Origin of the sequence: Sinorhizobium chiapasense (assembly GCF_036488675.1) — a bacterium.
Lineage (GTDB): Bacteria > Pseudomonadota > Alphaproteobacteria > Rhizobiales > Rhizobiaceae > Sinorhizobium > Sinorhizobium chiapasense.
Genome location: NZ_CP133152.1, coordinates 397,939 through 420,378, shown reverse-complemented (window position 1 = coordinate 420,378; position 22,440 = coordinate 397,939). Strand labels below are relative to the sequence as shown.

Here is a 22,440-nt window from a genome sequence, read left to right as displayed (position 1 = left end):
CATGACGCCGCCGAACATTTTGATGATCATGACGGACCAGCAACGTCGGGATACGCTTGGCGTCTACGGCTGTGACTGGATCCCTACGCCCAATCTCGACCGGTTAGGGAAGGCCGGCGCGGTCTTTGAGCGCTGCACTGTCGACAACCCCATCTGCACCCCTTCGCGCGCCAGCATCCTTACAGGCAAGCCCGTGCCGGGTCACGGGGTTGAGCGGGTGCATGACAATCTGCCCCCGGATGAAGTGCTTTTCACTGAGCGGCTGCGACGGGAAGCGAGTTATCGAACCGCGCTTTTTGGCAAACTCCACGTTAGCAGCCGTCTCAAGGAAGAACACGAGCGGCACCCGCATGACGGTTTTGATATCTATGAATGGTGCCTGGAACCGTCGGTCGCGATAGGAAGCCCGTTCAACGGCTATACCGCCTGGCTTCGCGAAACCGCACCGGACTTCCTCGCTGCGCTCCAACGCAACGGTCGCGGCGAGCTTCACCACCCTGAGGCCGTGCACATGAGCAAGTGGGCGGCCGATCGGACCATCGCGTTCATTCAGTCGATGAAGGCGGAACGGCAGCCGTTCTTTTGTCTGATGAGCCTTTTCGATCCCCATGATCCCTATGAGGATTACCCGTCGACGTTTCGGGATCGAATAGATGCAGGGAAGATTCCTGATCCGGTCGTTTCGCGCACGGAGCAACCCGAATGCGTTGTGCGCGAGCAGCAAGGCTCCTATCTCGGGCGTCTCGGGGACTTCTCGCCGGAAGAAATCCGCAAGATCCGGAGCGGCTATGCCGTCTCGATTGCATTCCTCGACGAACAGGTCGGCCGCGTCCTAAGCGCACTGGACGATGCGGGTTTGACGGAAGACACACTCGTCATCTTCCTGTCCGACCACGGCGACCAGCTTGGCGACCATGGGCTCTTCGTCAAGGGAGTGGCGCTCTACGAGCCTACCGTCGGCGTGCCGTTGTTACTGCGCTGGCCCGGCCGCATCGCCGCCGGAACCCGGTGCACCGCGCTTGCCCAGGGCCACGACGTTGCTGCCACATGCCTCGCCGCAGCGGGCCTCAGCACGCAATCATGCCCGCAGAGCGAGGATCTCGTAGCCATGGCATCGCAGAACACAACGAGGCGCAGCAGCGCAATCTGTGCCTACCGCAACTCCGGCGTAAACGAGAGCGGCAGCTTTTGGGATCCATCGATGCAGGCGACCATGGCACGGGACCAACGGTTCAAGCTCACACTTTACAGCAGCAACGGCTCGAGCGAACGAGAGCTATACGATCTTCAGACCGACCGACAGGAAACCACGAATCTCTCAGGTGACCCCGCCTACGCCACGACCGAACTCATGCTGCTCAACGATATCGCCTCGTTTCTCCAGCATGAGGCAGCGACAGCAACTCCCCGTGCAACCTCGTCCATTCCCAATGCGACTCAGCGGCTACGGAACAGAATTAAGTAGTGCTCGGCGCTGTGGCAGGCAGAAGCTGATAACGTGCAAGCTCGGTGAGTGGAAGCGAGCTATTGGCACGCAAGCACCGATACTGATGGCTGACCGCAGATCGCTAGCTGATTGCTCCAGGTGCGCCGCGTGCGACCCTGCGAAGAGAGACCGCCTTGATCATTTTCGATCAAGGCGGCCAGGCGGCCCCACTGGGAGGTGAACTCAAAACCCCACCTTCAACCGCACTCGCGTTCGCCGAAGAAGGCGGTCCATTATTTCTCCCGAAAAGTCGTCCTTTTCCGGGCAGATATGTCCATCGAGTGCGCATCTCTCGATCGACATCCCTGCTGCCACCCCTGTCACCCCCGCTCACCCCATCCGCTCCGAGGCATAGCTTCCCGGGCTCGGCGGGAAGACAACGACGCGGTTGCCGTTGATGAAGCAGCGGTGGTGGATGTGGGCGTGCACGGCACGGGCCAGCACCTGGCTTTCGACGTCGCGGCCGATCGAGACATAGTCCTCGGCCGACTGCGCATGGGTGATGCGGGCGATGTCCTGCTCGATGATCGGACCCTCGTCAAGATCCGCGGTGACATAATGCGCCGTCGCGCCGATCAGCTTGACGCCGCGCTCATAGGCCTGCTTGTAGGGGTTCGCGCCCTTGAAGCTCGGCAGGAACGAGTGGTGGATGTTGATGATCTTGCCCGACATCTTCTTGCAGAGCGCGTCGGACAAGACCTGCATGTAGCGGGCGAGCACGATCAGTTCGGCACCGGTCTGCTCGACGAGCTCCAGCAGCTGGGCTTCGGCCTTCGGCTTGTTCTCCTTCGTCACCTTGATGCAGTGGAACGGGATGTCGTGGTTGACGACCACCTTCTGGTAATCGAAGTGGTTGGAGACGACGCCGACGATGTCGATCGGCAGTGCGCCGATCTTCCAGCGGTAGAGCAGGTCGTTCAGGCAATGGCCGAAACGCGACACCATCAACAGCACCTTGGTACGCTCCGACTGGTCGTGAAGAGCGGTGGCCATTGCGAATCTCGCGGCAATTGGCTTCAGCCCTTCCTCGAGGGCCGCGCGGGCGACGCCTTCTTCCGAAATGAAGCTGATGCGCATGAAGAACAGGCCCGTCTCGAGGTCGTCGAACTGCGAGCTATCGATGATGTTGCACCCCTGTTCGGCGAGGTAGCCGGAAAGCGCCGCCACGATGCCGCGGGTGGATTTGCAGGATACCGTCAAAACGTAAGTGTGCATCATTCGTCCTTGCTGTCGTGTCTACTGCCTGATTCTTCAAGTCGGAATCGATTTAAGAAATCATGCAGCCATTCAAAGTGTCCAGCGACCTTTGCGCGTCCGATTGGACGCGCCGCGCTGTAGGCACCCGGTCTCACTGCGTTGCTTCCTTAAAGGGGCCGATTAAAAGATAAACCTACTGCGATACAAAGTGCTGCAGCGACGTTTTGCGTCTGAAACGGCGCTGTCGCTGTCACCTTGCGCGGAAGGACGTCTCCTCCTGCGCATCGAGCTTGCCGAGGAATTCCTCCAACTCCCGCGGCTCGATGCCAACCATATGCGCCTTTTCCGGATGGGCACCGGAACGGACGTCCTCGGCATATTCGCGGAAGGCCGCGGTGCGCTCCTGCTGCAGCCTGTCATATTCGGCGGCAAAATTGCGGTAGACCTTCGCGTGGCGAGGGTAATGACCTCGATTTTGACCGAGTACGTCTTCCGCGAAAAGATATTGCGCATCGCATCCGGCGCCAGCGCCCATGGAAAGCATCAACAGCGAGCTCCGCTTCGAGATCGCCGTCGCCACCTCTGCCGGAACGACCTCGATCTCGGCCGCGAATGCTCCGGCCTCCTCGAGCGCCTTCACCTGCCGCCAGACCTCAAGCGCGCTTTCCGCCGTTTTGCCGACGGCGCGGAAGCCACCGGTCCAGGTCGCCTTGGAGGGGATGAGCCCGACATGGCCGCAAACGGGAATGCCCTCGTCGCGCATGCGTCGGACGGTCGAAAGGCTCGCGGCGCAGTAGACGGCATCACCGCCTGCCTTCAGCGCCTTGAAGGCGGCGCGGATATAGTCGTCGGCCGTGACATGGTCGCCATATTCGAGGCCCGGGAAGGCGAAGACGGAGGGGGCTGCCTCCCTGAATTCAGGGCCGAGCAGCGCGGGAGGAACCGAGACGAGGTCGATGCCGGCCCTTTCCGCGGCTTCCGCCTCTTCAAGCGTGACGACGCGCAGCATCGTAAGCTGCCTCTGGCCCTTCATCGACAAAAGATCGGCAACAGTCGGGCGGCGATGTCTCATCGAGATCTCCCTGGGAATGCAGTGATGAATGGTTGTGCTGGCGGCTTTCACGCCGCCAGCAGCTTCCTGAGCTTGATGTCCGGAGAAGCGAGCGCTTGCCGGTCCGGCCGGCTGCTGGCAGCGATCAGCATTTCGGCAAGTCGGATGTCGCGGGCAACGGCATTGCCGGGACCGATACCGCTTGCGGCGATCAACCGGCCTTCGTCATCCAAATGAAAGAGAATGAACGCCCCCTCCTCCATGTCGCGCCGAACCGTCGCGGCCGCACCGTCGGCAAGGCCGGCGATCTGCAGCGTCAGGTCGTATTGATCCGACCAGAACCACGGCACGCTGGAGACGGGCTCGGTCCCGCCGATCAGATTGGCGGCGACCAGCGTTCCCTGGTCCTGGGCGTTGCGCCACGCCTCGAGCCGCACCCGACGCCCGCCGTAATGCGACAGCGGGAAAGAGCAGCAGTCGCCGGCGGCGTAGATGTAGGGATCCGACGTCCGCAGCGTCTCGTCGACGGCAATACCATTGTCGATCGCAAGGCCGGCCGCTTCCGCCAGTTCCGTGTTGGGTATTGCGCCGATGCCGACGACGACCAGATCAGCGGAAACACTGCCGCCATCGGCAAAGAGGACACGCGCCTCGCATCCGCCATCCTCGAGCGCCGCAATCTTCGCACTACAGATGATTTCAACGCCTTCATGCCGATGCCTTTCGGCAACGACGGTGGCGATCTCTTCCGGCACACCACGAGTGAGCAACCGTGGCATCCCTTCGACAAGAGTGACCTCGGCGCCCAGCTTACGCGCCGTTGCTGCCAGTTCGAGGCCGATGAAGCCGCCGCCGATGACGGCGATCTTTCGGCCCGGTGCAAGCGCTTGGCGGATCGACAGCGCGTCGGCGTGCGTCCTCAGCATTCGGATCCGCTCGGAGTTTTCCGCAGCGCCTGGAAAGGCCCGCGGCCGCGCGCCGGTCGCAAGCAGCAGCCGGTCGTAACGGATCGATCGGCCGTCCGACAGCCGCACCGCCTTACCCTCACGATCGATCTTGTCGACGGGGGTATCTGTCAGCACCGATATCCCGGCCTCCTGATAGCGCTCTGCCGCCGCCACATATTTCGGGGGCATGGGGGCTGCAAGGCCGTCCTTCGAAAGCGGCGGGCGCTCGTAGGGAAGATGCGGTTCGGCGCCGATCAGCGTGACCTCGCCGTCGAAACCCTTTTCTCTCAGCGCAAACGCTACCCGCGCGCCACACTCGCCGGCGCCGACGATGACGATATGTGTCATGCCTTCTCCTCCCTCCGCCGGTTCGGCGCTAAGGCAAATGTCTTCAGGAAATCGCGATGAAGACGCTGCCGGCCTCAACCTTCACCGGATAGGTCCGGAGGTTGACGCAGACGGGGGCGCCCCTGGCCTGGCCGGTCTTGTAGTTAAAGCGACCGTTGTGCTTCGGACATTCGATGATGTCGTCCATCACCAGACCGTCGGCGAGATGAATGTGCTCATGGGTGCAGAGCCCATCGGTCGCGAAATATTCGTCATCGGGACTACGGTAAACGGCGAAGGTTCGCCCCTCGTGATCGAAACGGATAACGTCTTCCTCATCGATCTCATCGGCCGCACAGACCTCGACCCAGTTCGAGCTCATGGGTTTCCTCCATTCAATGCAAGGTTCTTGATAGAAGTCGCTTCCCACGCTCACTCGGCGGCGTGAATGACCCGATCGTTGTGGAACTCTTCGCGATAGGGTTTTGCCGTCGGCGGCAATTCGCGCCTCAGGAAATAGTCCTCGTTCTTGAGCTGCCTGAGGAAGGCAGGGATCATTTCGCGATAGCCGTGAAGCATGGACGGGTTCGGCGCCGGCAGGTCGTGCTTGATCATTTCATGCAGCTTCGGCAGCGCGTGATACGGCACCATCGGGAACATGTGATGTTCGACGTGATAGTTCATGTTCCAATAGATGAAACGGCTCACCGGGTTCATATGGACCGTGCGGCTGTTCAGCCGGTGGTCGGTGACGTTGTCGGCAAGCCCGCCGTGCTGCAGCAGGCCCGTCAACACGTGATGCCAGGCGCCATAAAGGCGGGGTAGCCCGATCAGCATCAAGGGCAGAATGGACCCGAGATAGACCGACAGGGCGATCGTCGCGACATGGATCGCCAGCCAGGTGCGGGCGACCAGGATCGCCTTCGGCTGCTCCATCTCGGGAATGAAGGTGTTTTCGGCGGCGCTGATCACGCCGAAGGCGTTTCGCACCATGTCGATGACGGCATGCCAGACGTCGATGATGCCGAAGAAGTTGAGAATGAGGCGCAGGAGGTCCGGCGGGCGCATGACCGCGATTTCCGGGTCGCGGCCGACGATGACCGTATCGGTGTGGTGGCGGGTATGACTCCAGCGCCAGGTCACCGGATTGCGCATGATCATGAAACAGGCGATCTGATAGACGACATCATTCATCCACATCGTCTTGAACGCGGTGCCATGGCCGCATTCGTGCCAGCGGCTGTCGGAGGCCGAGCCGTAGAGCACGCCGTAGGCGAGGAAAAACGGCACGGCCATCCACGTGCCCCAGAAATAAATGCCGAGCCCGCCGACAAGCACCATGCTGCCTAGCCAGAGGAAGGTGTCGCGGATAGCCGGGCCATCCTCGCGTTTCATCAATTCCTTCATCTGTTTGCGCGGAATATCGGTGTGATACCACTCCGCCGCGGAAAGGCCATTGGCGACTGCCGCGGCGGCGTCGCGCCCGAGCAGGCTGTAATCTCTTTTCGTGGCAACCGTCGTCATCTCGCCCTCCCGAAGCGCACTCCCGACTGCGCCTCAAATTCGATGAGAGAAGGGTATGTTGACTTTTGACAATTCTCAATGCAGTCATGATATATTCTATCAAATTCCATCATGACATCGACGTCATGCTTGAGAGGATAATTTCAGGGAGGAAGCTCATGACGAGGAGGCCAACGATCGCGGATCTTGCACAGGCGGCGGGCGTGAGCGTTGCCACGGTCGATCGCGTCCTGAACGGGCGTCATCCGGTGCGAGAGGAAACGGCGAGAAGGGTTTATGACGCAGCCAAGACGATCGGCTATCACGCCGTCGGCCTGCTTCGCCAACGCGTGTTCGAGGACCTTCCGCAATATCGTCTCGGCTTTCTCCTGCAAAAGCCGCAGCAATCCTTCTATCAGGCCGTTGCGAAAGAGATCGAGAACACGGCACTGTCGCTGACCCACGTTCGCGCACTCCCTCAGGTGGACTTCGTTGCCAACTCGACCCCGGCCGGCGTCACCGAAAAGCTGAAGGCGATGGCGGCGCGCAATCAGGCGATCGCGCTTGTCGCACCGGACTATCCGGCCGTCACCGCGGTGATCGAAGAACTGAAGGAGCGTGGCATTCCGGTCTTCTCGCTGCTTTCCGATTTCGCAGCCGGGGTGCGTGAGGGCTATGTCGGCCTGAACAACCACAAGGTTGGGCGAACCGCGGCCTGGATGATCGGCAAGGCAGCCAAGCGCCCCGGAAAGGTCGCGGCCTTCGTCGGCAGCCACCGCTTCCACGGGCATGAACTGCGCGAAATCGCCTTTCGCTCCTATTTTCGCGAGAACGCGCCCGAATTCGAAGTGCTCGACACGATGGTCAACCTCGATACGGCCGAAATCACCCACGAGGCGACACTCGATCTGCTGCGGCGCCACCCGGACCTCATCGGCTTTTATGTCTGCGGCGGCGGGATGGAGGGGGCGATTTCGGCGATCCGAGAGGAAAAGCTCGAGCGCAAGCTGCTGGTCGTCGTCAACGAATTCACACCGGAGTCACGCGCAGCGCTCGCCGACGAGGCGATCACGATGGCGATCGCGACGCCTGTTCCCGCACTCGTGCGAGAAACCATCAGTCTGATGATCGGGGCGATCGATCGAGGCGCGGCCGGCGTGCCGGGACAGACCTTCCTGCCTTTCGACATCTTCACACCGGAGAATATCTGATTCTGTCGACGGGCCGGTGAATTTCAAGGATGAAGTACGACCTGCGAGAGCGCGTATTTAGTCGCTCGCTTCTATCCCGGTTTTGGCGGAATACGCAGCCTGCCCTCCATTTGAGTGCTCTCCAGGCTGATTTGGTCTCCCCGTCAGATCATCGAGAAAATCCTGGCACCAGCGCGTAACGTCGTGTTCCAGCAGGTGATCCATCATCGTCTTCCAGCGCTGCTTCCGTTCTTCCAGCGGCATGCTCAGCGCCCGCGCCATGGCGTTCGCGGTGCCCTCTATGTCGTACGGGTTGACGAGCAGCGCGCCGTTCAGCTTGCGAGCAGCTCCGGCGAAACGCGAAAGCAGAAGCACGCCGGGATCGTCCGGATCCTGCGCGGCCACATATTCCTTTGCGACGAGGTTCATCCCATCTCGAAGCGGGGTCACGAGGCCAACTTTGCCAAGCCGGTAAAGCCCAGCAAGAATGTGGCGGCCGATCGAACGGTTGATATAGCGTATCGGCACCCAATCGACGGCACCGAGAGCGCCGTTCACCCTGCCGGCCTGTTCGGCAACCATGCGTTGCATGGATTCGTATTCCGGCACTTCGGAGCGGGACTTCGGCGTGATTTGTAGATAGGTCACATGCCCATGCTGGGCCGGATTGTCCAGGATGAAGCGCTCAAACGCATCGATGCGCTGCGTGATCCCCTTGGAATAATCGAGGCGATCGACGCCGATGATCAGGCTGCGGTTTCCAATGCTTTCACGCGTTCTTTTGACCGTCTTGTTGGTCGATGCCTTCTTGGCGAATTCGGCAAAGGCCGCAGTCTCAATACCAATTGCATAGGCATCGCCCTTGAATACGCGACCATAGGCGCTGTAGCGACCTCCGCCAAGTTCGTCACCGATGCCTTCCCGCCTGAGACAGCCGGCGAAGTTCTCGAGGTCATGGTCGGTCTGAAAGCCGACGACGTCGTAGTGGGACAGGCCACGCATGATCTCTTCATGAACGGGCATCGTGAAGAGCACGTCAGCGGGCGGCCAGGGAATGTGGAGGAAGAAACCGATGCGGTTCTTCAAGCCCATCTCGCGCAGCTCTGCCGCGAGCGGGATCAAGTGGTAGTCATGCACCCATATGACGTCATCGGGTTTGACAAGCGGGGCAAGCCGGTGGGCGAAGAAGCGGTTGACGCGGAAATACCCGGCCATTTCCTTGCGACCGTACTCGGCGAGATCAAGCCGGTAGTGGCAGATCGGCCAAAGAACCCGATTGGCGAAGCCTTGGTAATATTCCTCGACATCGGTGTCGGTCAGATCCGTCAGTGCATAGGTGATGTTGCCCTGATGCAGTTGTGCAAGCGTTTGCGGCTCGTGCTCTCCACTCGACTTCCCCGACCAGCCCATCCATAAGCCGCCATGCTCTTCGAGGGCGACTTTCAGCGCAACCGCCAGCCCACCGGCGGGCGCAATACCACCCTTGTCCGGAACAGGTACGCGATTGGAAACAACGACGAGACGGCTCATCCCGAACTCCTTTCATGGAATAAAATATGTCAGGTGCTCAAATATTCACGCGACCAACGCAGCGATGATGCCGCGCAGGGCCTTGGCAGAGGGGACGGAGCCGAGCGCCTCGCTCGCAGGCCACGGAGATCCGACGCGGATCGAGTAGCCGCCGAGCCGGTTGACCGTGCGAAACATCGCTTCGTCGGTCACGTCATCGCCGATGGCGATCGCACGTCTTCCCGCAAAAGCTGGCTGCGCCAGAAACGCGGCGACTGCCTCGCCCTTGTCGGCGCGGGCCGGACGGATTTCGATCACCATCTTGCCATGCTGGATCGTCCAGCTTGGCCCTGCCCGGATCAACGCCCGCTCGATCAGCAGCTCAAGTTGGAGTTTTCTGTCCGGAGCAAGCCGGTAGTGCGCGGCGACTGCGGCTCCCTTGTCCTCGATCAGAACCCCAGGCCAGTTGGCTGTATCGGCGACAAGATCGGCCTTCAGCCGCTCAAATTCCGCCGTTTCGGCGGCTTTGTGCACACGGCCGTCCGAATCGCGGCGCTCGGCACCATGAAGACCTGCGATTGGAAAAAAGAATGGAGAGAAAAGCTGATCGACATAGTCGAGACCACGACCAGTCACGAGTGCCAGAGCACCTTCGAGTTTTCTCGACAAGGCATCGAGGTTCCCGGGCAGCGAAGGCGGAACGGCTACTGCGTCCGGCGTTTCGGCTAGGTCAAGCAACGTACCATCGATATCGAGGAACAGGGCCCAGCCTTGCAGATCCGTTGAGAGAGCGGCGAGAATGAAGTCCTCTGCTGAAACCGCGTCCGGTTTCGAGGCGCTGAGAAACTGCTTCCGATGTGACATGCCCCCATACTTATGTCACAGTCCGCGATCGGCCAACCCTGAGTTTCCATGAAGCGGATATTTGCCGTCCAAGCGAACAGGCGCGCGAGGCGATATCCCGACGACGCTCTCAGACGACTATCACTGTGAGTTCCCCCAACCCGTCGACATGGCCTTCAAGGCGGTCGCCACGGTTGACCGGACCGACGCCGGCAGGTGTTCCGGTCATGATGATGTCGCCCGGGGCCAGCTGAAAAAGCCCTGAGAGATACGAGATCGCCTCCGGCACCTTCCAGATCATCTGGTTCAGATCGCCGTTTTGGCGCAGCTCGCCGTTGACCTTCAACCAGATAGCGCCCGCTTCCAAATGCCCGATCTCGCTTGCCCTGACGATCGGCGATACGGGCGCGGACTTCTCGAACGCCTTGGCGACCTCCCAGGGCCTGCCCATTTTCTTCGCCTCGCTTTGCAGATCGCGCCTCGTCATGTCCAAACCGATCGCATAGCCGTAAACGTGCGACAGCGCCCGGTCGACCGGAATATTCTCGCCGCCCTTGCCGAGACAAACGACGAGCTCGATCTCGTGATGCACGTCCGATGTCCGGCTCGGATAGGGAAATTCGCCGTCGAGGACCAGATTGTCCGGGTTCTTCTGAAAAAAGAAGGGAGGTTCGCGGTCAGGGTCATGACCCATCTCCTTCGCGTGGTCGGCATAGTTCCGACCCACGCAATAGACACGTCGGAGTGGGAACAAGTCCAATGTATTCGTGATCGGGAGAGCAGTCACCGCGGCGGGCCTGAAGGCGTAGGACATGGAGGAAGTACCCTTTCTTTGCATAGGATCGAGATCGAGTCAGCCGCGGGTTGCGGCGTAGAATTCGACACGGCGTTCAAGCCAGGCGAAGGCCTCGGCAAGCACGAAGGCCAGCGCGAAGAGAACGATGAGAACCGCCCAGAAGTGCTCCATGAGAAACCGCGAGCCATAGAGCCTGAACAGTGCGCCGAAGCCGACGATGGATACAAGAAGCTGACCGATGATGACGCCCTTTACCGAGCGGATAACGCCGAGCCGAACTCCCGCCAGGATCTCGGGGAGCGCCGCCCAAACGCAAATCTGGCGAAACGTCTGCCAGCGGCCGGCGCCGAAGCTTGCTGCCATTTCGATGAGCGAAGGAGAGATCGAACGCACGCCCGCCCGCGTGTCGAGCACGATGATCCAGATGGCAAAGAGGACGACCGTGAGGATGATCGTCGTCTGGCCAAGCCCGAAAAGCACCATGATCACTGGGACGAGGGCCGTCAGGGGTGCCGAGAGAAACAGGTTGACCCAAGGCAGAAAGATTCGGTCGGCCACAACCGAACTGCCCATCAGGATGCCGAGCGGCACGCCCACCAGGACCGCGATCAGGTTTCCGGCCACAAAGGCGGAGGCCGTCACTCCGAAGGCTGAAAGAAACGTCTCCGTCGGCACAATCTCGAAGGCCCGCACGACGACGCGGGAGAGCGGCGGCAGCAGGATCGTGAGCTTGAGCTGACCGACGAGTTCCCAAACGAGCCCCCAGAGGAGGAGAGAACCGGTCATAGGAATGCGATGCCCAAAAGCGATCATGGCACGCCTCATTCGAGATAGGTCTTCAGCGACTGCCAGATGGCATCCACCGTATCAAGATAGACGGGGTGGCGCCGGATCGCGTCTGGATCGCCGCCGCGCTCAATCGCCGGCTCGATGATCTGCGCGATCCTGCCCGGTCGCGGCGACAGGAGCACGATCCGGTCCGAGACATAGACCGCCTCCTCGATGGAATGCGTAACGAAGATAAAGGTCTTTTTCTCCCTGGCGATGAGGGTGAGAAGATCCTCCTGGAATTTTCGCCGGGTCTGTTCGTCAACGGCCGAGAACGGCTCGTCCATCAGCAGAACATCTGCGTTCACCGCCAGTGCCCGCGCGAGGCCGACGCGCTGGCGCATACCGCCGGAAAGCTCGTGCGGATAGCGCGCTTCGAACCCGGCAAGGCCGACCTGGGCGATATAGCTTCGGGCGATCTCCTCGCGTTCGCCTCTTGCGATGCCGCGCATTTTGAGGCCAAAGGCGACGTTGCGCAGCACATTTGCCCAGGGCAGCAAAGCGAAATCCTGGAAGACAAAGGCGCGTTCCGGCCCGGGGCCGGCTACGGGACGATCATCGACAAGCACTTCGCCTGAGGATGGCGGCAGAAGCCCCGCGATGATCTTGAGCAGCGTCGTCTTTCCACACCCTGATGGACCCAGCAGGGAGGTGAGTTGGCCGCGCGGAAAATCGACGTTGATATTCTCAAGTGCCGTGACCGCCTCGGCATAGATTTTGCCGACATTGAGAACGCTGACCGCACAATCGGTGACCGGGGAGGGGTCGGCAAAGAAATGGTGTGCCGTCGCGGTCATGAGACGGCTCGCTTTTCCGGTCTGAAGATCGTGACTTCGACGCGTCCGAGCACCTCGATGAAGAGCACGGAGAACGCCATGATCGAAAGGATCGCGGCGTACATCGTCGGATAATCGGCAATGGAGCGGCTATAGGTGATCAGGTCGCCGACGCCGGTCGGCGTGATCAGCAACTCGCCCAGCACTGCACCGATAAAGCCCGATGCGCAGCCAAGACGGAGACCCGCGAAAATGACGGGGCTCGCCGCCGGCAGGATGATCTGGGTGATCACCTTGGGCCGGGTTGCAAGAAAGGATTCGCCCATCTCGATGAGTGATTTCGGGGTATGGCGGACCGCGGCAAACGAATTCAGGACGATGACCGGCATCGCCATTATACAGACGACGATCGTCTTCGACGTGATGCCGATGCCGTAGGCGAAGACAATCAGGGGGATAAGGGCAGCCAGCGGAGCCGACTGCGCCACAACGAAAATCGGCGACACGAGCCATTCGGTCTTCGGACTGAGGCCCATGGCGACACCGAGACCCACGCCGAGGGCCATCGAGATGACGAGCCCGAGCGCAAGCGGCTGGAGCGTCACGGCATACGCCGCAGCGAGCGAACCGTCCGCGCTTATCGACCACAAGGCGGCCATAGTTTCGCGAAAGGTCGGGAAGGCAGGACTGATCGGAACCAGCCCGGCCCATTCCCAGGCGCCGCAAAGAGCGGCGGCCGAGAGAAAGCTGAGCGTGAGGTGATGTGTGGCGAAGGAAGCGACCGCGTTTGGGCGTTTCTCCCGCAGCGCTTTCCCCGAAGCCTGAAAGGGAAAGATGCGAGAGAAGCGAAGGCCCTGAGGCTCGGCCTCGACCCCCATTCGATGCTCAGCCACCGATCTTCGCCTTTGCCGCTTCGATCGGGCCGAAGTCCCAGAATTCCTCAATCTTCAGATTTTCGGCCGGACCTTCCAGTTGTCCGGAAGAAGTGTAAAAGGCGAAGTCATCCTTGGCGATCTTCTCGCTTGCTCCCTCCGGGTTCCAAAGTCCTGCTTCGACCCCCTCCTTGTAGTAGCTGTCGACCTCGGCAAGCACTTCTGCCGGCTGATCGGAGAGGAGCTTTCTGGCCGCCCTTTCTTTCTCGATGACGGCTGGATCCGCATTCATTTCCCGCCAGAGCGTAAGAAGCTCTTGCGTCAGGATGGTCGCTGCGTCTGAATGATCCTTTATCCAATTTTCGTTCGCGAACAGAATCTCGTCGGAGACCCTCTCCTCAATCCCGGGAAGAACGTGGAAGCGGTCGGGCGCCTGCTTGAGGAGCAGGTTCTTGTTCGACAGATCGACGATCGTCGCCTTGATGGTTCCATTCAGCATGGCGACGACCCGGTTTTCCGATCCCGGCACATAGGAGCGCTGCCCGAATGTGATCCCCTCCCTCGCTGCGATCACATTTCCATAAGCTTCGGTGGCTGTTCCGCGAGCGTGAAAGGCAAAGGATTCGCCATCAAGATCCTTCCAGGTCTTGTACTCGGTCGAGACCACAGGGAAGAAGACCAGAGTAGAAACCTGGAAGATATTCCGCAACGGCACCTTCGTCTTCTGAATGATGGAATAGGGTGTGCCTATGCCGACATCCGCCTGACCGCCGACGATCGCCTGGATCGCCAATTCCTCTTCTGCAAAGGAGGTCAGCTCGCAGTCTAGTCCCTTTTCCTTGGCGCGCTCGAGCGCGATGAGGAAGGCGAGAGTCTCGACTGAAACGACATCACCCAGGGCGACGCGAACCTTTTCCTGCGCCGCGGCCGTCTCAAGCGCGCCCAGGCTGATCACCATGACAGCGCCGGCAACGACGGCGCCCGCTATCCTGCTCCACAGTGTCATCGGTTTCCTCCCTTTATTTCATTCTCAGCACTGTGTGCCCAACACATCTCAGTGTCAACCAATCCGTTGCCAATGTGCGATTGGTCACGATATAAGGGAGCATTGATCAGGATGGAAGCTGGATTTATATGACGGTGTTTACCGAGGACAGACTGCACTTGGCGACCGCAGCAGAAACCGATCTGGGCGGCGGGCAAAGCGCGCTCGTGCAGCTTCGCGCATATCTGGCGCAAGCGAAGTTTCCGCCGACGACGCGGCTTCCGCCGGAGCGCGAACTGGCGGAAATTCTGGGGGTTTCGCGTGGCGACCTGCGCAAGGCGCTCGCAATCCTGGAAGACCAGGGCGAACTTTGGCGTCATGTCGGCAAGGGCACCTTCATCGGAGCTCGTCCGGCGGGCGACCTGTCATCCGTTGCCAACATCGCCAACCAGACGAGCCCCGCCGAGGTGATGCATGCCCGCCTTGTCATCGAACCAGAGCTGGCCCGGGAGGCGGCGCTTCACGCCACAGCGGACGACGTCCGAGCCCTAAGGCATTGCGCCTCAAGCGCCCGCATGGCGGAGACATGGCGCCAGTATGAGAATTGGGACAACCGGCTCCATCGGACCATTGCCCAAGCATCGAGAAACGCCTTGCTCCTGGCTGTCTTCGACACGATCAACGCTGTGCGCCGGACGGTGGTATGGGGCCGGCTTCGGGACGATCTTCCACGCCCTCCCGCCGATCACCACAGCTTTGCCGATCACGACGCCATCGTGGATGCGATCGAGGAACGTAATCTTGCTGCCGCCGCAAGCGGCATGCGGCTGCATCTGCAGCGCGTCCAGGCGCGGCTGCTGGGCCGCCGTGACATCGCCGAGTAGCTTGGGCTCGGCCCAGTGCCGGACCAAGCCATCCGCAATCGTGGATCAGGTCAAGCAAATGTCGATTCGGTGAAAGTCCGGTTTTATCCGGCTGCCACACCTTACGTGCGCCACGGTCGAGATCATCCGCGCCCCGTCGCCTGGCGGACGCTTCAGCCTCTGCGTCTCCATCGACTTCTCTCGGGACTTGGTGCCTCACGGAACATCGCCGCGCCGCTCACGTTATATCCCTCACTCCGGTCTCGGATCAGTTCAGGTGAAGCGGCATACGGGAGGTTGCGTGAGCAGATCCGCGAACGAGAAGTCAAACGGCGCCCTCCTCACGCATGGTGGCGAGGATCTGCCGTCGGTCACGGTCGATGGTTACAATATCGAATTGCGAAGCTCCGACGGCTTTCTGGGCGACAAGGCCAACAAATATGCTTTTCAGGAAAAGCTCGAGGCCTGGCGCAAGCGAGTTCGCCGGGGTGGCGACGATCCGCTCGGGAAGACGCCGACCAGCGAGCTGTCGAAAAAGCAGGTCGATGCCCTTCTCGTTGGCGACGACAAGGAGGCAGCCGCCATGGTCATGGGAGCGGTCGACGATTTCGCCGAGGAGCTCGCCGCTGTTCTCGCCAAATTGCTGGACCAGAAGAGCTGGAAGAAAACCGAACGTGTCGTGGTGGGCGGCGGCTTCAGAGAGCGCGTCGTCGGCGAGCTTGCAATTGCCCGTGCGATGGTGCTGCTAAAGGCCAAAGGCATCAAGATAGAACTCACGCCGATCGTCCACCATCCGGACGATGCGGGGCTTATCGGCGCGGCTCACCTCATCCCGCCCTGGATGCTAAAGGGGCACAAGGCGATCCTGGCCATTGATATCGGCGGCACCAATATTCGCGTGGGCATAGTCGAGATGCGCCAGAAGGAAGGCACTGACCTCTCAAAGGCCAAGGTCTGGAAGTCCGATATTTGGCGACATGCCGACGACAAGCCCAGTCGGACCACCGCGACTGCGCGTCTCATCACGATGGTCGAAAGACTTATTGCCAAGGCAGACAAGGCGCGGCTCTCGCCGGCCCCCGTGATTGGCGTCGCCTGTCCCGGCGTGATCGACGTCGATGGATCGATCGCGCGCGGCGGTCAGAACCTGCCAGGCGGTAATTGGGAAAGCGAGCACTTCAACCTGCCCGCCGCGATCAAGGAGGCCATTCCGCAAATCGGCGAGCATGAGACCTTCGTGATCATGCACAACGACGCCGTCGTGCAGGGCCTTTCGCAGGTATCTTTCATGCTGGACGTCTCCGGTTGGGGAATTCTGACGATTGGCACGGGCCTCGGCAACGCCCACTTCACCAACAAGCGCGAACGCGATGCCGATTGAGCTACGGCTGCAATAAAATCGCGCGTTCGCCCGAGGGCGGTAGCCTCCCGACGGGCGAGAGCACACCCCGATCATGGGAAGGATGGCACGATGAACCGGAACGGGCTCTATCTCATTATCGCAGTTCTTGCTGTCGTTGCGATCGGGCTCGGCATCTACGTCTACCGCGAAGAAAACAAGCCGGGCATCGAGATCAGGATAGGCCAGGATGGTGTTTCGGTGGAAGAGAACTGAAGACGCTTCCAGTCGTTGACGGACCGGCCACCGTCAAGCGCGGCGAGCAGCCTCAACTTCAGCGACCAGGAAATCGATCGCCGCGAACACGTCCATCGGCCGCCAGTCTTTCGGATTGCGATAGGTGGGATAGAGCCCCAGCGTTGCTGCCGTGAGTTGATCGACGGAGGGTCTCGCGCTGGCGCGCCGTGTCAAGGCGGCGTCGGCGGCGCCGCTCGCCCGATCATCCGTCAGTCCCCATCCCGCGTAGAACGGTACGGCGTAGCAGCGCACGGGTATCTTTCGCAGCAAGGCATCGAATCCGACCTGGCTCGAAACGGTCCAGACCTCGTCGACGACGTCGAGAATCGAAGCGACCGACACGCGGTCGGCAAGCAGAACGACACCGGCTGTCCTTGCCGCGCGCTCGGTCATATAGCCTTTTCGGTAGCCGGCCATAACGTCCGGATGGGTGCGCACGACGCACTGCGCGCCGCTTGCCAAGGCATCGTCGAGCATCCTGTCGAAGGAGCGACGGCTCCCGAGTGCACGCTCCACCGAGACGTCACCGAAGACCTGGTCCACAAGCAGAATACGTCTCCGGGTGCTCTGTTCGATCGACGGCGGTTTGTGCGGCAGGTTGTTGTATTTCGACAGCTTGTGCTCGATCATCCGTTCACGGATGCGCTCTCCAAGGCTGTCGCAGCCCCCATTGGCCGCGGCCGCGATCAGTAGTTCCAGGCGCGACGCCCTGCCGCCGTCGACTGGAAGCGCGCGGTCGTCCACGATGATCGAGACGGGCGCGGCTCCATCCTTGCCAAGGCCGACGGAGCGCAGGAAACCGTCTTCGAGGTGCCAATGCGGCAATCGCCGCAAGCGAGCAGCGGCCATGGCACTTTTTGCCGGAATGCGTCCGCCCCAGGAGACTATTCCGTCGATCCCGGGAGAGAGAGTAGAGCCGAGAGCAATTCCGCCAAAATAGTGACCGAGCCATGGAAACGCGCTGCGGACAAAGAATGTCGCGCCGAGCGTGGTTCCTTCCGGCGGGTACCAGCTCTTGTCGGTCGCGCCAGGCAAGCTGTCCGTGGCTTTTAGCACAAGTACCTCATTTTCGGGGCACCTCATCTCCGGCACCCCATCTCCGGGAGGCTTCGGCGCCGATCGCTTTCTCACTGTACGTTCAAGAACCAGTTTGGACGCGAAAACGCAATGGCCTTGATCGGCCTGCCAGGTGAACGTTTGCAGACTTTTACGACCGAATCGGCTTTCTGACTTAAACCGGCGGCAGGGATCGCAAAAAACGGGCCAAGAGCTTCCGCGCGTTAGATTTCTGGCCGGCGCCCTCCAACGTCAGACCATAGTCCTATGCCTCTCGGACTAAGTGCCGATACCCAGTTTTTAGTGCTGCGGTAGTCTTGCTAGCCTGTGAAAAGGTGGTGGAGTTTTTGTTGTGACTAAGATCTTCGTTGTGGCGATGTCGCTGGTATTGGTTGGCTTCTGGGGTTCTGTCGGCGTTCTAATTTACTCGCTGCTCACGTGATCCAATGGAGGGGTACGTCTTATTTTGTAGCGGAACCGGCCGTAGCCCCCTATAGTTTCCCCTGGTAATGGAGGTTGCCAGAGGAGGATCACATGAGCGACACCACTTTCGGGTTTCTGTTAGCGGCTGAATTGTCAGCGTTATTTTGGGCCGCAGTAGTCATGGTGGCCTTCTCGGCTTGGTGACCGCCCTCTCGGCTTCATCAATCCCTAATGACCTTGGTGGCCGCCGCGGCGATACGTTCGTGTTCGGAGTCTCTTGCTCGGGCGGCTTCCCGCGCGGCAAGAAGCCTGGTGGCCGACCGGTGTTACCTTGGGGACTCGACCGTCCAACTCCAATGATGTTTTCATAGCGCCGGAACTGTTCTTGCCATGCAGCCAGGGGCTGAAAAGGTGGTTCACGATCGGCATGACAGGCGTTCGCGCCGCATTCAGATGATCAGGTTCTTCGGTGCGTTATTGCTGCCGGTCATTTTGCTCGGCTCGGCAATCGCCGCGGCCGAGTGGATGGGAAGCACGCACTGACGACTGAAAATTGTCGGCACGCGCCGCCCCGTCGGATTGGTCGCGAAAAGCGGCGCATCCATTTGGGTGCGATCGCTCGCACATCGGTGGTAAGCCGTTTTGGCGAATGGCCGTTTTCCCGCTCTGGTGGTAAATTTCTGTCCAGCCGTTTGGAAAAGCTGACGGTCAGGGGCCTGCGCCGTCGATCTTTAAAATCGCTGCAGGCCTCGCCCAACCCTTCCCTCGTCTCCCCACTCGACCGCGCTTCTTCTCGGTTGTCCCCGTTTAGAGAAATGGCCGACAAAGGACGCTGGCACGCGCTATTCCTTCACCGCCCCCGTCATCGACGAAACGTAATAGTCGACGAAGAAGGAGTAGAGGATGACGACCGGCAGTGAGCCGAACAGTGCACCCGCCATCAGTGCGCCCCATTCGAACACATCGCCTCGCACGAGCTCGGTCAACACGCCGACGGGTACGGTCTTGTTCTCCGACGACTGGATGAATGTCAGCGCATAGATGAATTCGTTCCAGGAGAGCGTGAAGGCGAAGATGCCCGCCGATATCAGCCCGGGCACGGCGAGCGGTAGGATGATCTTGACGAGGATCTGCCAGCGCGTCGCACCGTCCACGAGCGCGCTCTCTTCCAGCTCGAAAGGAATCGAGCGGAAATAGCCCATCAGCAGCCAAGTGCAGAATGGGATGAGGAAGGTCGGATAGGTGAAGATCAGCGCCAGCCTGGAATCGTAGATCCCGAACTTGAACACAATGAAAGCGAGCGGGATGAAGAGGATCGACGGCGGTACGAGGTAGGCGAGGAAGATCATCAGCCCGACCGGCCGCGAGCCGGTGAAGCGCACGCGCTCGATCGCGTAAGCTGCGAAGACCGAGGCTGCGAGCGACAGGATCGTGGAGCCGACGGCAACCAGCATCGTGTTCCACAGCCAGCCCGGATAGGACGTCTCGAAGAACAGATACTTGATGTGGTCGAGCGTCGGTCCGACGACCCAGAACGGGCTGAAATTGGTGTAGTCGGTCAGCTGTGCATTCGGCTTCACGGCGGTGATTGCCATCCAGTAGAACGGGAATAGCAGGACGAAGACGAAGACTGCCATCGGCAGGTAGAGCACGACGATCCGGCGCGGCAGCCGGTTGAGATAGCTCATGCCCTCCGCGTGGTCGGTAAGGACGTCGTCCGGGATTTTCGTGGTGGTGTTCAAGGGAAAACTCCTAATCCTGGCCGCCCTGCTGCCATTTGCGGCGCTGCAGTCCGAAGAAGCTGAACATGATCGCGGCAAGCAGGAAGGGGATCATGGCGACGGCGATCGCCGCCCCTTCGCCAAGCTGACCGCCCGGGATGCCGCGCTGGAAAGAAAGCGTCGCCATCAGATGGGTGGCGTTCACCGGACCGCCCTTGGTCAGCACGTAGATCAGCTGAAAATCGGTAAAGGTGAAGAGCACCGAAAAGGTCATGACGACGGCGATGATCGGCGTCAGCATCGGCAGGGTCACGTAGCGGAAGCGCTGCCAGTTGGTCGCGCCGTCGAGCGAGGCCGCCTCCTGCAGTGATGCGGGGATCGTCTGCAGCCCGGCGAGCAGCGAGATGGCGACGAATGGAATGCCACGCCAGACATTGGCAACGATCACCGAAATCCGCGCATTGGTCGGATCACCGAGGAAGTTGATCGGTCCGTCGATGAGCCCGAGCTCCATCAGCGACCAGGAGATGATCGAGAACTGCGAATCGTAGATCCACCAGAAGGCAAGTGCCGAAAGCACGGTCGGCACAACCCAGGGAAGCAGCACGATCGCCCGGAAGAAGGACTTGAACGGCAGGTTTTCGTTGAGCAGCAGGGCCAGCCACAGGCCAAGCACGAACTTCAGGATCGAGGCGACCGAGGTGTAGAGCAGCGTGTTGAAGACCGAAAGCCAGAAGACCGCGTCCTCGGCAAGGAAGATATAGTTCTCGAGACCGATGAAGATGCCGTCGCGGCCGATGCGCGTGTCGGTGAACCCGAGCCAGACGCCGAGCCCGAGAGGATAGGTGAGGAAGCACACCAGGAACACCGCGGCGGGCAACATGAACAGGAAGCCGAGCACGTTGTTGTTCTGCATGAGCGAAGCCATGAAGGATGGCGGCTTTCCGGACGGTACAGTGGGCATCGAACTTCTCCGCGGGTGATCTCGCAGTTTACGCCGGCAAGATTTGCCGGCGCCATCCCGGCTTCGGGCGGCTCGATCAAGAGCCGCCCGATAGGGTTAGACGCGATAGTAACGGTTTGCCCGCCGTTCGGCCTCGGTGACAGCGTCTTCCGGCGTCATCTGCCCGGTCACGGCTGTGGCAAACATGTCGACCAGCACATAGTCGGCCATGACGCCGGCGGAGGCATAGCCGAGCGGCCCGGCATAGCCGTTCGGACGCAATGTTTCCGAAGCGCGCGCATAGGGCGCGTGGATCGGATCGGCCGTCCAGACCGGGTTGTCGGCGAAGGCCTTCAGCGGCTGGCAGCAATAGGCGCTCGAACCCTGGATCCAGGCGTTCATCTGGTCGGCCTCCATCATGAACTTGATGTAGGCCTTGGCCGCTTCCGGATATTTGGTGTGGTTGAAAAGCAGCAGCGAACTCGTCTGGTGGAGCTCGACGCTCTGGCCGACCGGACCGACCGGGAAATTGGTGGTGCGGATGTCGGCTGCCAGCTCGGCGAGCGCCGGATCCTTCTTGGACGCATAGTAGAGCGAAACGCCATTGGCCGTCAGCGACACCTGGCCCGCAAGGAAGGCGCGGTTGTTGTTGATGTCGAGCCAACTTTCGGTTCCCGGAATGAAGGTCTCGTAGAGCTGCTTTGCGTAGTTGATCGCGGCCAATGTCTCGGGGCTGTTGATGGTGACCTTGCCAGACTCGTCCACCATTTTGCCGCCATGGCTCCAGAGCAGCCAGTGGGCATAATTGTTGCCGTCGCCGACCGCCTTACCGTGCGGGAAGCCGGCCGGCGTTCCCTTGGCTTTCAGCGCCTTGCAAAGTTCGAGGAATCCTGCGGTGTCCTTGGGGAATTCGCTGAAGCCCGCCGCCTTCATGTGGCTGTCGCGGTAGCAGACGGCGTTGCCGATCGCCGTCAGCGGCATGGCGATGAACTTGTCGTCGTGGGTCGCGTAACCCTTCAGGCCGTCATACCAACCGCCATATTTGTTGCCGAGATAGTTGGCCAGCTCGGTGACGTCGACGAGCTTGTCCGGGTATTGATGTGCATCGTCGAACCAGCACATCACCATGTCCGGACCCGACCCGACATTCGCGGCGACCGCAGCCTTCGGGCGAATATCTTCCCAGCTTTCCTTGTCGATGCGCACCTGAACACCGGTTGCCTCGGTGAACTTCGCGGTATTGGCAAGCCAGGCATCCTCGTCGCCCTTGACGAACGGCGTCCAGCGCAGAAGCCGAAGGCTTGCGCCTTCCTCCGGTTTGTAGCTCGGCTCGGCGGCCTGCGCGAAGGACGGGCGGATGCCGAGCGGCGAAAGGCCCGCCACACCGGCAAGGGCGGCCGAGGCTGCAAGGAAGTCACGTCTCTTTATTGGCATAATACTCCTCCTGAAAAGCGGGAGCAGATCCTTCCCGGCATTCACCGTCCCGCT

22 protein-coding genes are annotated in these 22,440 nt (G+C 60.7%); 5 read left to right on the top strand and 17 right to left on the bottom strand.

What is annotated here, in order from left to right:
• Window position 1 precedes the first annotated feature (1 nt).
• Window positions 2-1,465, top strand: coding sequence for a sulfatase family protein (locus RB548_RS26670; protein WP_331376770.1), 1,464 nt, complete (start codon window positions 2-4; stop codon window positions 1,463-1,465).
• A gap of 351 nt (window positions 1,466-1,816) precedes the next feature.
• Here RB548_RS26670 and purU read toward each other — a convergent pair whose 3' ends face one another.
• From purU to RB548_RS26645, 5 genes are all read right to left on the bottom strand, one after another.
• Window positions 1,817-2,701, bottom strand: coding sequence for a formyltetrahydrofolate deformylase (purU, locus tag RB548_RS26665; protein ID WP_331376769.1), 885 nt, complete (start codon window positions 2,699-2,701; stop codon window positions 1,817-1,819).
• Between the two features lie 232 nt (window positions 2,702-2,933).
• Window positions 2,934-3,755, bottom strand: coding sequence for a 3-methyl-2-oxobutanoate hydroxymethyltransferase (locus RB548_RS26660; protein WP_331376768.1), 822 nt, complete (start codon window positions 3,753-3,755; stop codon window positions 2,934-2,936).
• A gap of 47 nt (window positions 3,756-3,802) precedes the next feature.
• A complete protein-coding gene (locus tag RB548_RS26655; protein WP_331376767.1) occupies window positions 3,803-5,029 on the bottom strand; it encodes an NAD(P)/FAD-dependent oxidoreductase in 1,227 nt (408 codons plus the stop codon).
• 43 nt (window positions 5,030-5,072) lie between these two features.
• On the bottom strand, window positions 5,073-5,390 hold the full coding sequence (locus RB548_RS26650) for a MocE family 2Fe-2S type ferredoxin (protein ID WP_331376766.1): 318 nt from the start codon (window positions 5,388-5,390) through the stop codon (window positions 5,073-5,075).
• Between the two features lie 50 nt (window positions 5,391-5,440).
• On the bottom strand, window positions 5,441-6,532 hold the full coding sequence (locus RB548_RS26645) for a fatty acid desaturase family protein (RefSeq protein WP_331376765.1): 1,092 nt from the start codon (window positions 6,530-6,532) through the stop codon (window positions 5,441-5,443).
• A gap of 158 nt (window positions 6,533-6,690) precedes the next feature.
• On the opposite strand from RB548_RS26645, the gene RB548_RS26640 reads away from it, so the two are divergent.
• Complete coding sequence (locus tag RB548_RS26640) at window positions 6,691-7,722, top strand: LacI family DNA-binding transcriptional regulator (RefSeq protein WP_331376764.1); 1,032 nt, start codon at window positions 6,691-6,693, stop codon at window positions 7,720-7,722.
• 57 nt (window positions 7,723-7,779) lie between these two features.
• Here RB548_RS26640 and otsA read toward each other — a convergent pair whose 3' ends face one another.
• The 7 genes from otsA to RB548_RS26605 all read right to left on the bottom strand — a co-directional run bounded on the left by otsA (window position 7,780) and on the right by RB548_RS26605 (window position 14,331).
• A complete protein-coding gene (gene otsA, locus RB548_RS26635; RefSeq protein ID WP_331376763.1) occupies window positions 7,780-9,231 on the bottom strand; it encodes an alpha,alpha-trehalose-phosphate synthase (UDP-forming) in 1,452 nt (483 codons plus the stop codon).
• A gap of 45 nt (window positions 9,232-9,276) precedes the next feature.
• Entirely contained in the window at window positions 9,277-10,074 is a 798-nt protein-coding gene (gene otsB, locus RB548_RS26630; RefSeq protein WP_331376762.1) for a trehalose-phosphatase, read from the bottom strand.
• Window positions 10,075-10,183: 109 nt separating this feature from the next.
• Window positions 10,184-10,867: a fumarylacetoacetate hydrolase family protein gene (locus RB548_RS26625; protein WP_331376761.1), complete on the bottom strand. Its 684-nt coding sequence runs from the start codon at window positions 10,865-10,867 to the stop codon at window positions 10,184-10,186.
• A gap of 39 nt (window positions 10,868-10,906) precedes the next feature.
• Window positions 10,907-11,662, bottom strand: a complete 756-nt coding sequence (locus tag RB548_RS26620; protein ID WP_331376760.1) for an ABC transporter permease — start codon at window positions 11,660-11,662, stop codon at window positions 10,907-10,909.
• An 8-nt stretch (window positions 11,663-11,670) separates the two neighbouring features.
• Window positions 11,671-12,474: an ABC transporter ATP-binding protein gene (locus RB548_RS26615; protein ID WP_331376759.1), complete on the bottom strand. Its 804-nt coding sequence runs from the start codon at window positions 12,472-12,474 to the stop codon at window positions 11,671-11,673.
• Window positions 12,471-13,346: an ABC transporter permease gene (locus RB548_RS26610; protein WP_331376758.1), complete on the bottom strand. Its 876-nt coding sequence runs from the start codon at window positions 13,344-13,346 to the stop codon at window positions 12,471-12,473. The genes RB548_RS26615 and RB548_RS26610 overlap by 4 nt, the downstream gene beginning before the upstream one ends.
• The gene (locus tag RB548_RS26605; RefSeq protein ID WP_331376757.1) at window positions 13,339-14,331 is read right to left on the bottom strand and encodes an ABC transporter substrate-binding protein; all 993 of its coding nucleotides are present in this window, start codon (window positions 14,329-14,331) and stop codon (window positions 13,339-13,341) included. The genes RB548_RS26610 and RB548_RS26605 overlap by 8 nt, the downstream gene beginning before the upstream one ends.
• 128 nt (window positions 14,332-14,459) lie before the next feature.
• On the opposite strand from RB548_RS26605, the gene RB548_RS26600 reads away from it, so the two are divergent.
• The 3 genes from RB548_RS26600 (at window position 14,460) to RB548_RS26590 (ending at window position 16,788) form a co-directional block, all read left to right on the top strand.
• A complete protein-coding gene (locus tag RB548_RS26600; RefSeq protein WP_331376756.1) occupies window positions 14,460-15,194 on the top strand; it encodes a FadR/GntR family transcriptional regulator in 735 nt (244 codons plus the stop codon).
• Window positions 15,195-15,474: 280 nt separating this feature from the next.
• A complete protein-coding gene (locus tag RB548_RS26595; RefSeq protein WP_331376755.1) occupies window positions 15,475-16,554 on the top strand; it encodes an ROK family protein in 1,080 nt (359 codons plus the stop codon).
• 90 nt (window positions 16,555-16,644) lie between these two features.
• A complete protein-coding gene (locus RB548_RS26590; protein ID WP_331376754.1) occupies window positions 16,645-16,788 on the top strand; it encodes a hypothetical protein in 144 nt (47 codons plus the stop codon).
• 33 nt (window positions 16,789-16,821) lie between these two features.
• Here the strand turns inward: RB548_RS26590 and RB548_RS26585 are convergent, their stop codons facing one another.
• The 5 genes from RB548_RS26585 to RB548_RS26565 all read right to left on the bottom strand — a co-directional run bounded on the left by RB548_RS26585 (window position 16,822) and on the right by RB548_RS26565 (window position 22,386).
• Window positions 16,822-17,892, bottom strand: coding sequence for a capsular polysaccharide export protein, LipB/KpsS family (locus RB548_RS26585; RefSeq protein ID WP_331376753.1), 1,071 nt, complete (start codon window positions 17,890-17,892; stop codon window positions 16,822-16,824).
• A gap of 845 nt (window positions 17,893-18,737) precedes the next feature.
• Window positions 18,738-18,893 carry a hypothetical protein gene (locus RB548_RS26580; RefSeq protein WP_331377197.1) on the bottom strand — a complete coding sequence of 52 codons (156 nt, stop codon included), beginning with the start codon at window positions 18,891-18,893 and terminating at the stop codon, window positions 18,738-18,740.
• Window positions 18,894-19,130: 237 nt separating this feature from the next.
• The gene (locus RB548_RS26575; protein WP_331376752.1) at window positions 19,131-20,030 is read right to left on the bottom strand and encodes a carbohydrate ABC transporter permease; all 900 of its coding nucleotides are present in this window, start codon (window positions 20,028-20,030) and stop codon (window positions 19,131-19,133) included.
• 10 nt (window positions 20,031-20,040) lie between these two features.
• Window positions 20,041-20,973: a carbohydrate ABC transporter permease gene (locus tag RB548_RS26570; RefSeq protein WP_331376751.1), complete on the bottom strand. Its 933-nt coding sequence runs from the start codon at window positions 20,971-20,973 to the stop codon at window positions 20,041-20,043.
• A 96-nt stretch (window positions 20,974-21,069) separates the two neighbouring features.
• The gene (locus RB548_RS26565; protein ID WP_331376750.1) at window positions 21,070-22,386 is read right to left on the bottom strand and encodes an ABC transporter substrate-binding protein; all 1,317 of its coding nucleotides are present in this window, start codon (window positions 22,384-22,386) and stop codon (window positions 21,070-21,072) included.
• Window positions 22,387-22,440: the final 54 nt, after the last annotated feature.

What these genes read in the sequence shown, in the direction of transcription:
- RB548_RS26670 (WP_331376770.1), top strand. Translation starts at nt 2, where the DNA reads ATGACGCCGCCGAACATTTTGATGATCATGACGGACCAGCAACGTCGG.
- purU (WP_331376769.1), bottom strand. Translation starts at nt 2,701, where the DNA reads ATGCACACTTACGTTTTGACGGTATCCTGCAAATCCACCCGCGGCATC.
- RB548_RS26660 (WP_331376768.1), bottom strand. Translation starts at nt 3,755, where the DNA reads ATGAGACATCGCCGCCCGACTGTTGCCGATCTTTTGTCGATGAAGGGC.
- RB548_RS26655 (WP_331376767.1), bottom strand. Translation starts at nt 5,029, where the DNA reads ATGACACATATCGTCATCGTCGGCGCCGGCGAGTGTGGCGCGCGGGTA.
- RB548_RS26650 (WP_331376766.1), bottom strand. Translation starts at nt 5,390, where the DNA reads ATGAGCTCGAACTGGGTCGAGGTCTGTGCGGCCGATGAGATCGATGAG.
- RB548_RS26645 (WP_331376765.1), bottom strand. Translation starts at nt 6,532, where the DNA reads ATGACGACGGTTGCCACGAAAAGAGATTACAGCCTGCTCGGGCGCGAC.
- RB548_RS26640 (WP_331376764.1), top strand. Translation starts at nt 6,691, where the DNA reads ATGACGAGGAGGCCAACGATCGCGGATCTTGCACAGGCGGCGGGCGTG.
- otsA (WP_331376763.1), bottom strand. Translation starts at nt 9,231, where the DNA reads ATGAGCCGTCTCGTCGTTGTTTCCAATCGCGTACCTGTTCCGGACAAG.
- otsB (WP_331376762.1), bottom strand. Translation starts at nt 10,074, where the DNA reads ATGTCACATCGGAAGCAGTTTCTCAGCGCCTCGAAACCGGACGCGGTT.
- RB548_RS26625 (WP_331376761.1), bottom strand. Translation starts at nt 10,867, where the DNA reads ATGTCCTACGCCTTCAGGCCCGCCGCGGTGACTGCTCTCCCGATCACG.
- RB548_RS26620 (WP_331376760.1), bottom strand. Translation starts at nt 11,662, where the DNA reads ATGATCGCTTTTGGGCATCGCATTCCTATGACCGGTTCTCTCCTCCTC.
- RB548_RS26615 (WP_331376759.1), bottom strand. Translation starts at nt 12,474, where the DNA reads ATGACCGCGACGGCACACCATTTCTTTGCCGACCCCTCCCCGGTCACC.
- RB548_RS26605 (WP_331376757.1), bottom strand. Translation starts at nt 14,331, where the DNA reads ATGACACTGTGGAGCAGGATAGCGGGCGCCGTCGTTGCCGGCGCTGTC.
- RB548_RS26600 (WP_331376756.1), top strand. Translation starts at nt 14,460, where the DNA reads ATGACGGTGTTTACCGAGGACAGACTGCACTTGGCGACCGCAGCAGAA.
- RB548_RS26590 (WP_331376754.1), top strand. Translation starts at nt 16,645, where the DNA reads ATGAACCGGAACGGGCTCTATCTCATTATCGCAGTTCTTGCTGTCGTT.
- RB548_RS26585 (WP_331376753.1), bottom strand. Translation starts at nt 17,892, where the DNA reads ATGAGGTGCCCCGAAAATGAGGTACTTGTGCTAAAAGCCACGGACAGC.
- RB548_RS26580 (WP_331377197.1), bottom strand. Translation starts at nt 18,893, where the DNA reads ATGGATGCGCCGCTTTTCGCGACCAATCCGACGGGGCGGCGCGTGCCG.
- RB548_RS26570 (WP_331376751.1), bottom strand. Translation starts at nt 20,973, where the DNA reads ATGCCCACTGTACCGTCCGGAAAGCCGCCATCCTTCATGGCTTCGCTC.
- RB548_RS26565 (WP_331376750.1), bottom strand. Translation starts at nt 22,386, where the DNA reads ATGCCAATAAAGAGACGTGACTTCCTTGCAGCCTCGGCCGCCCTTGCC.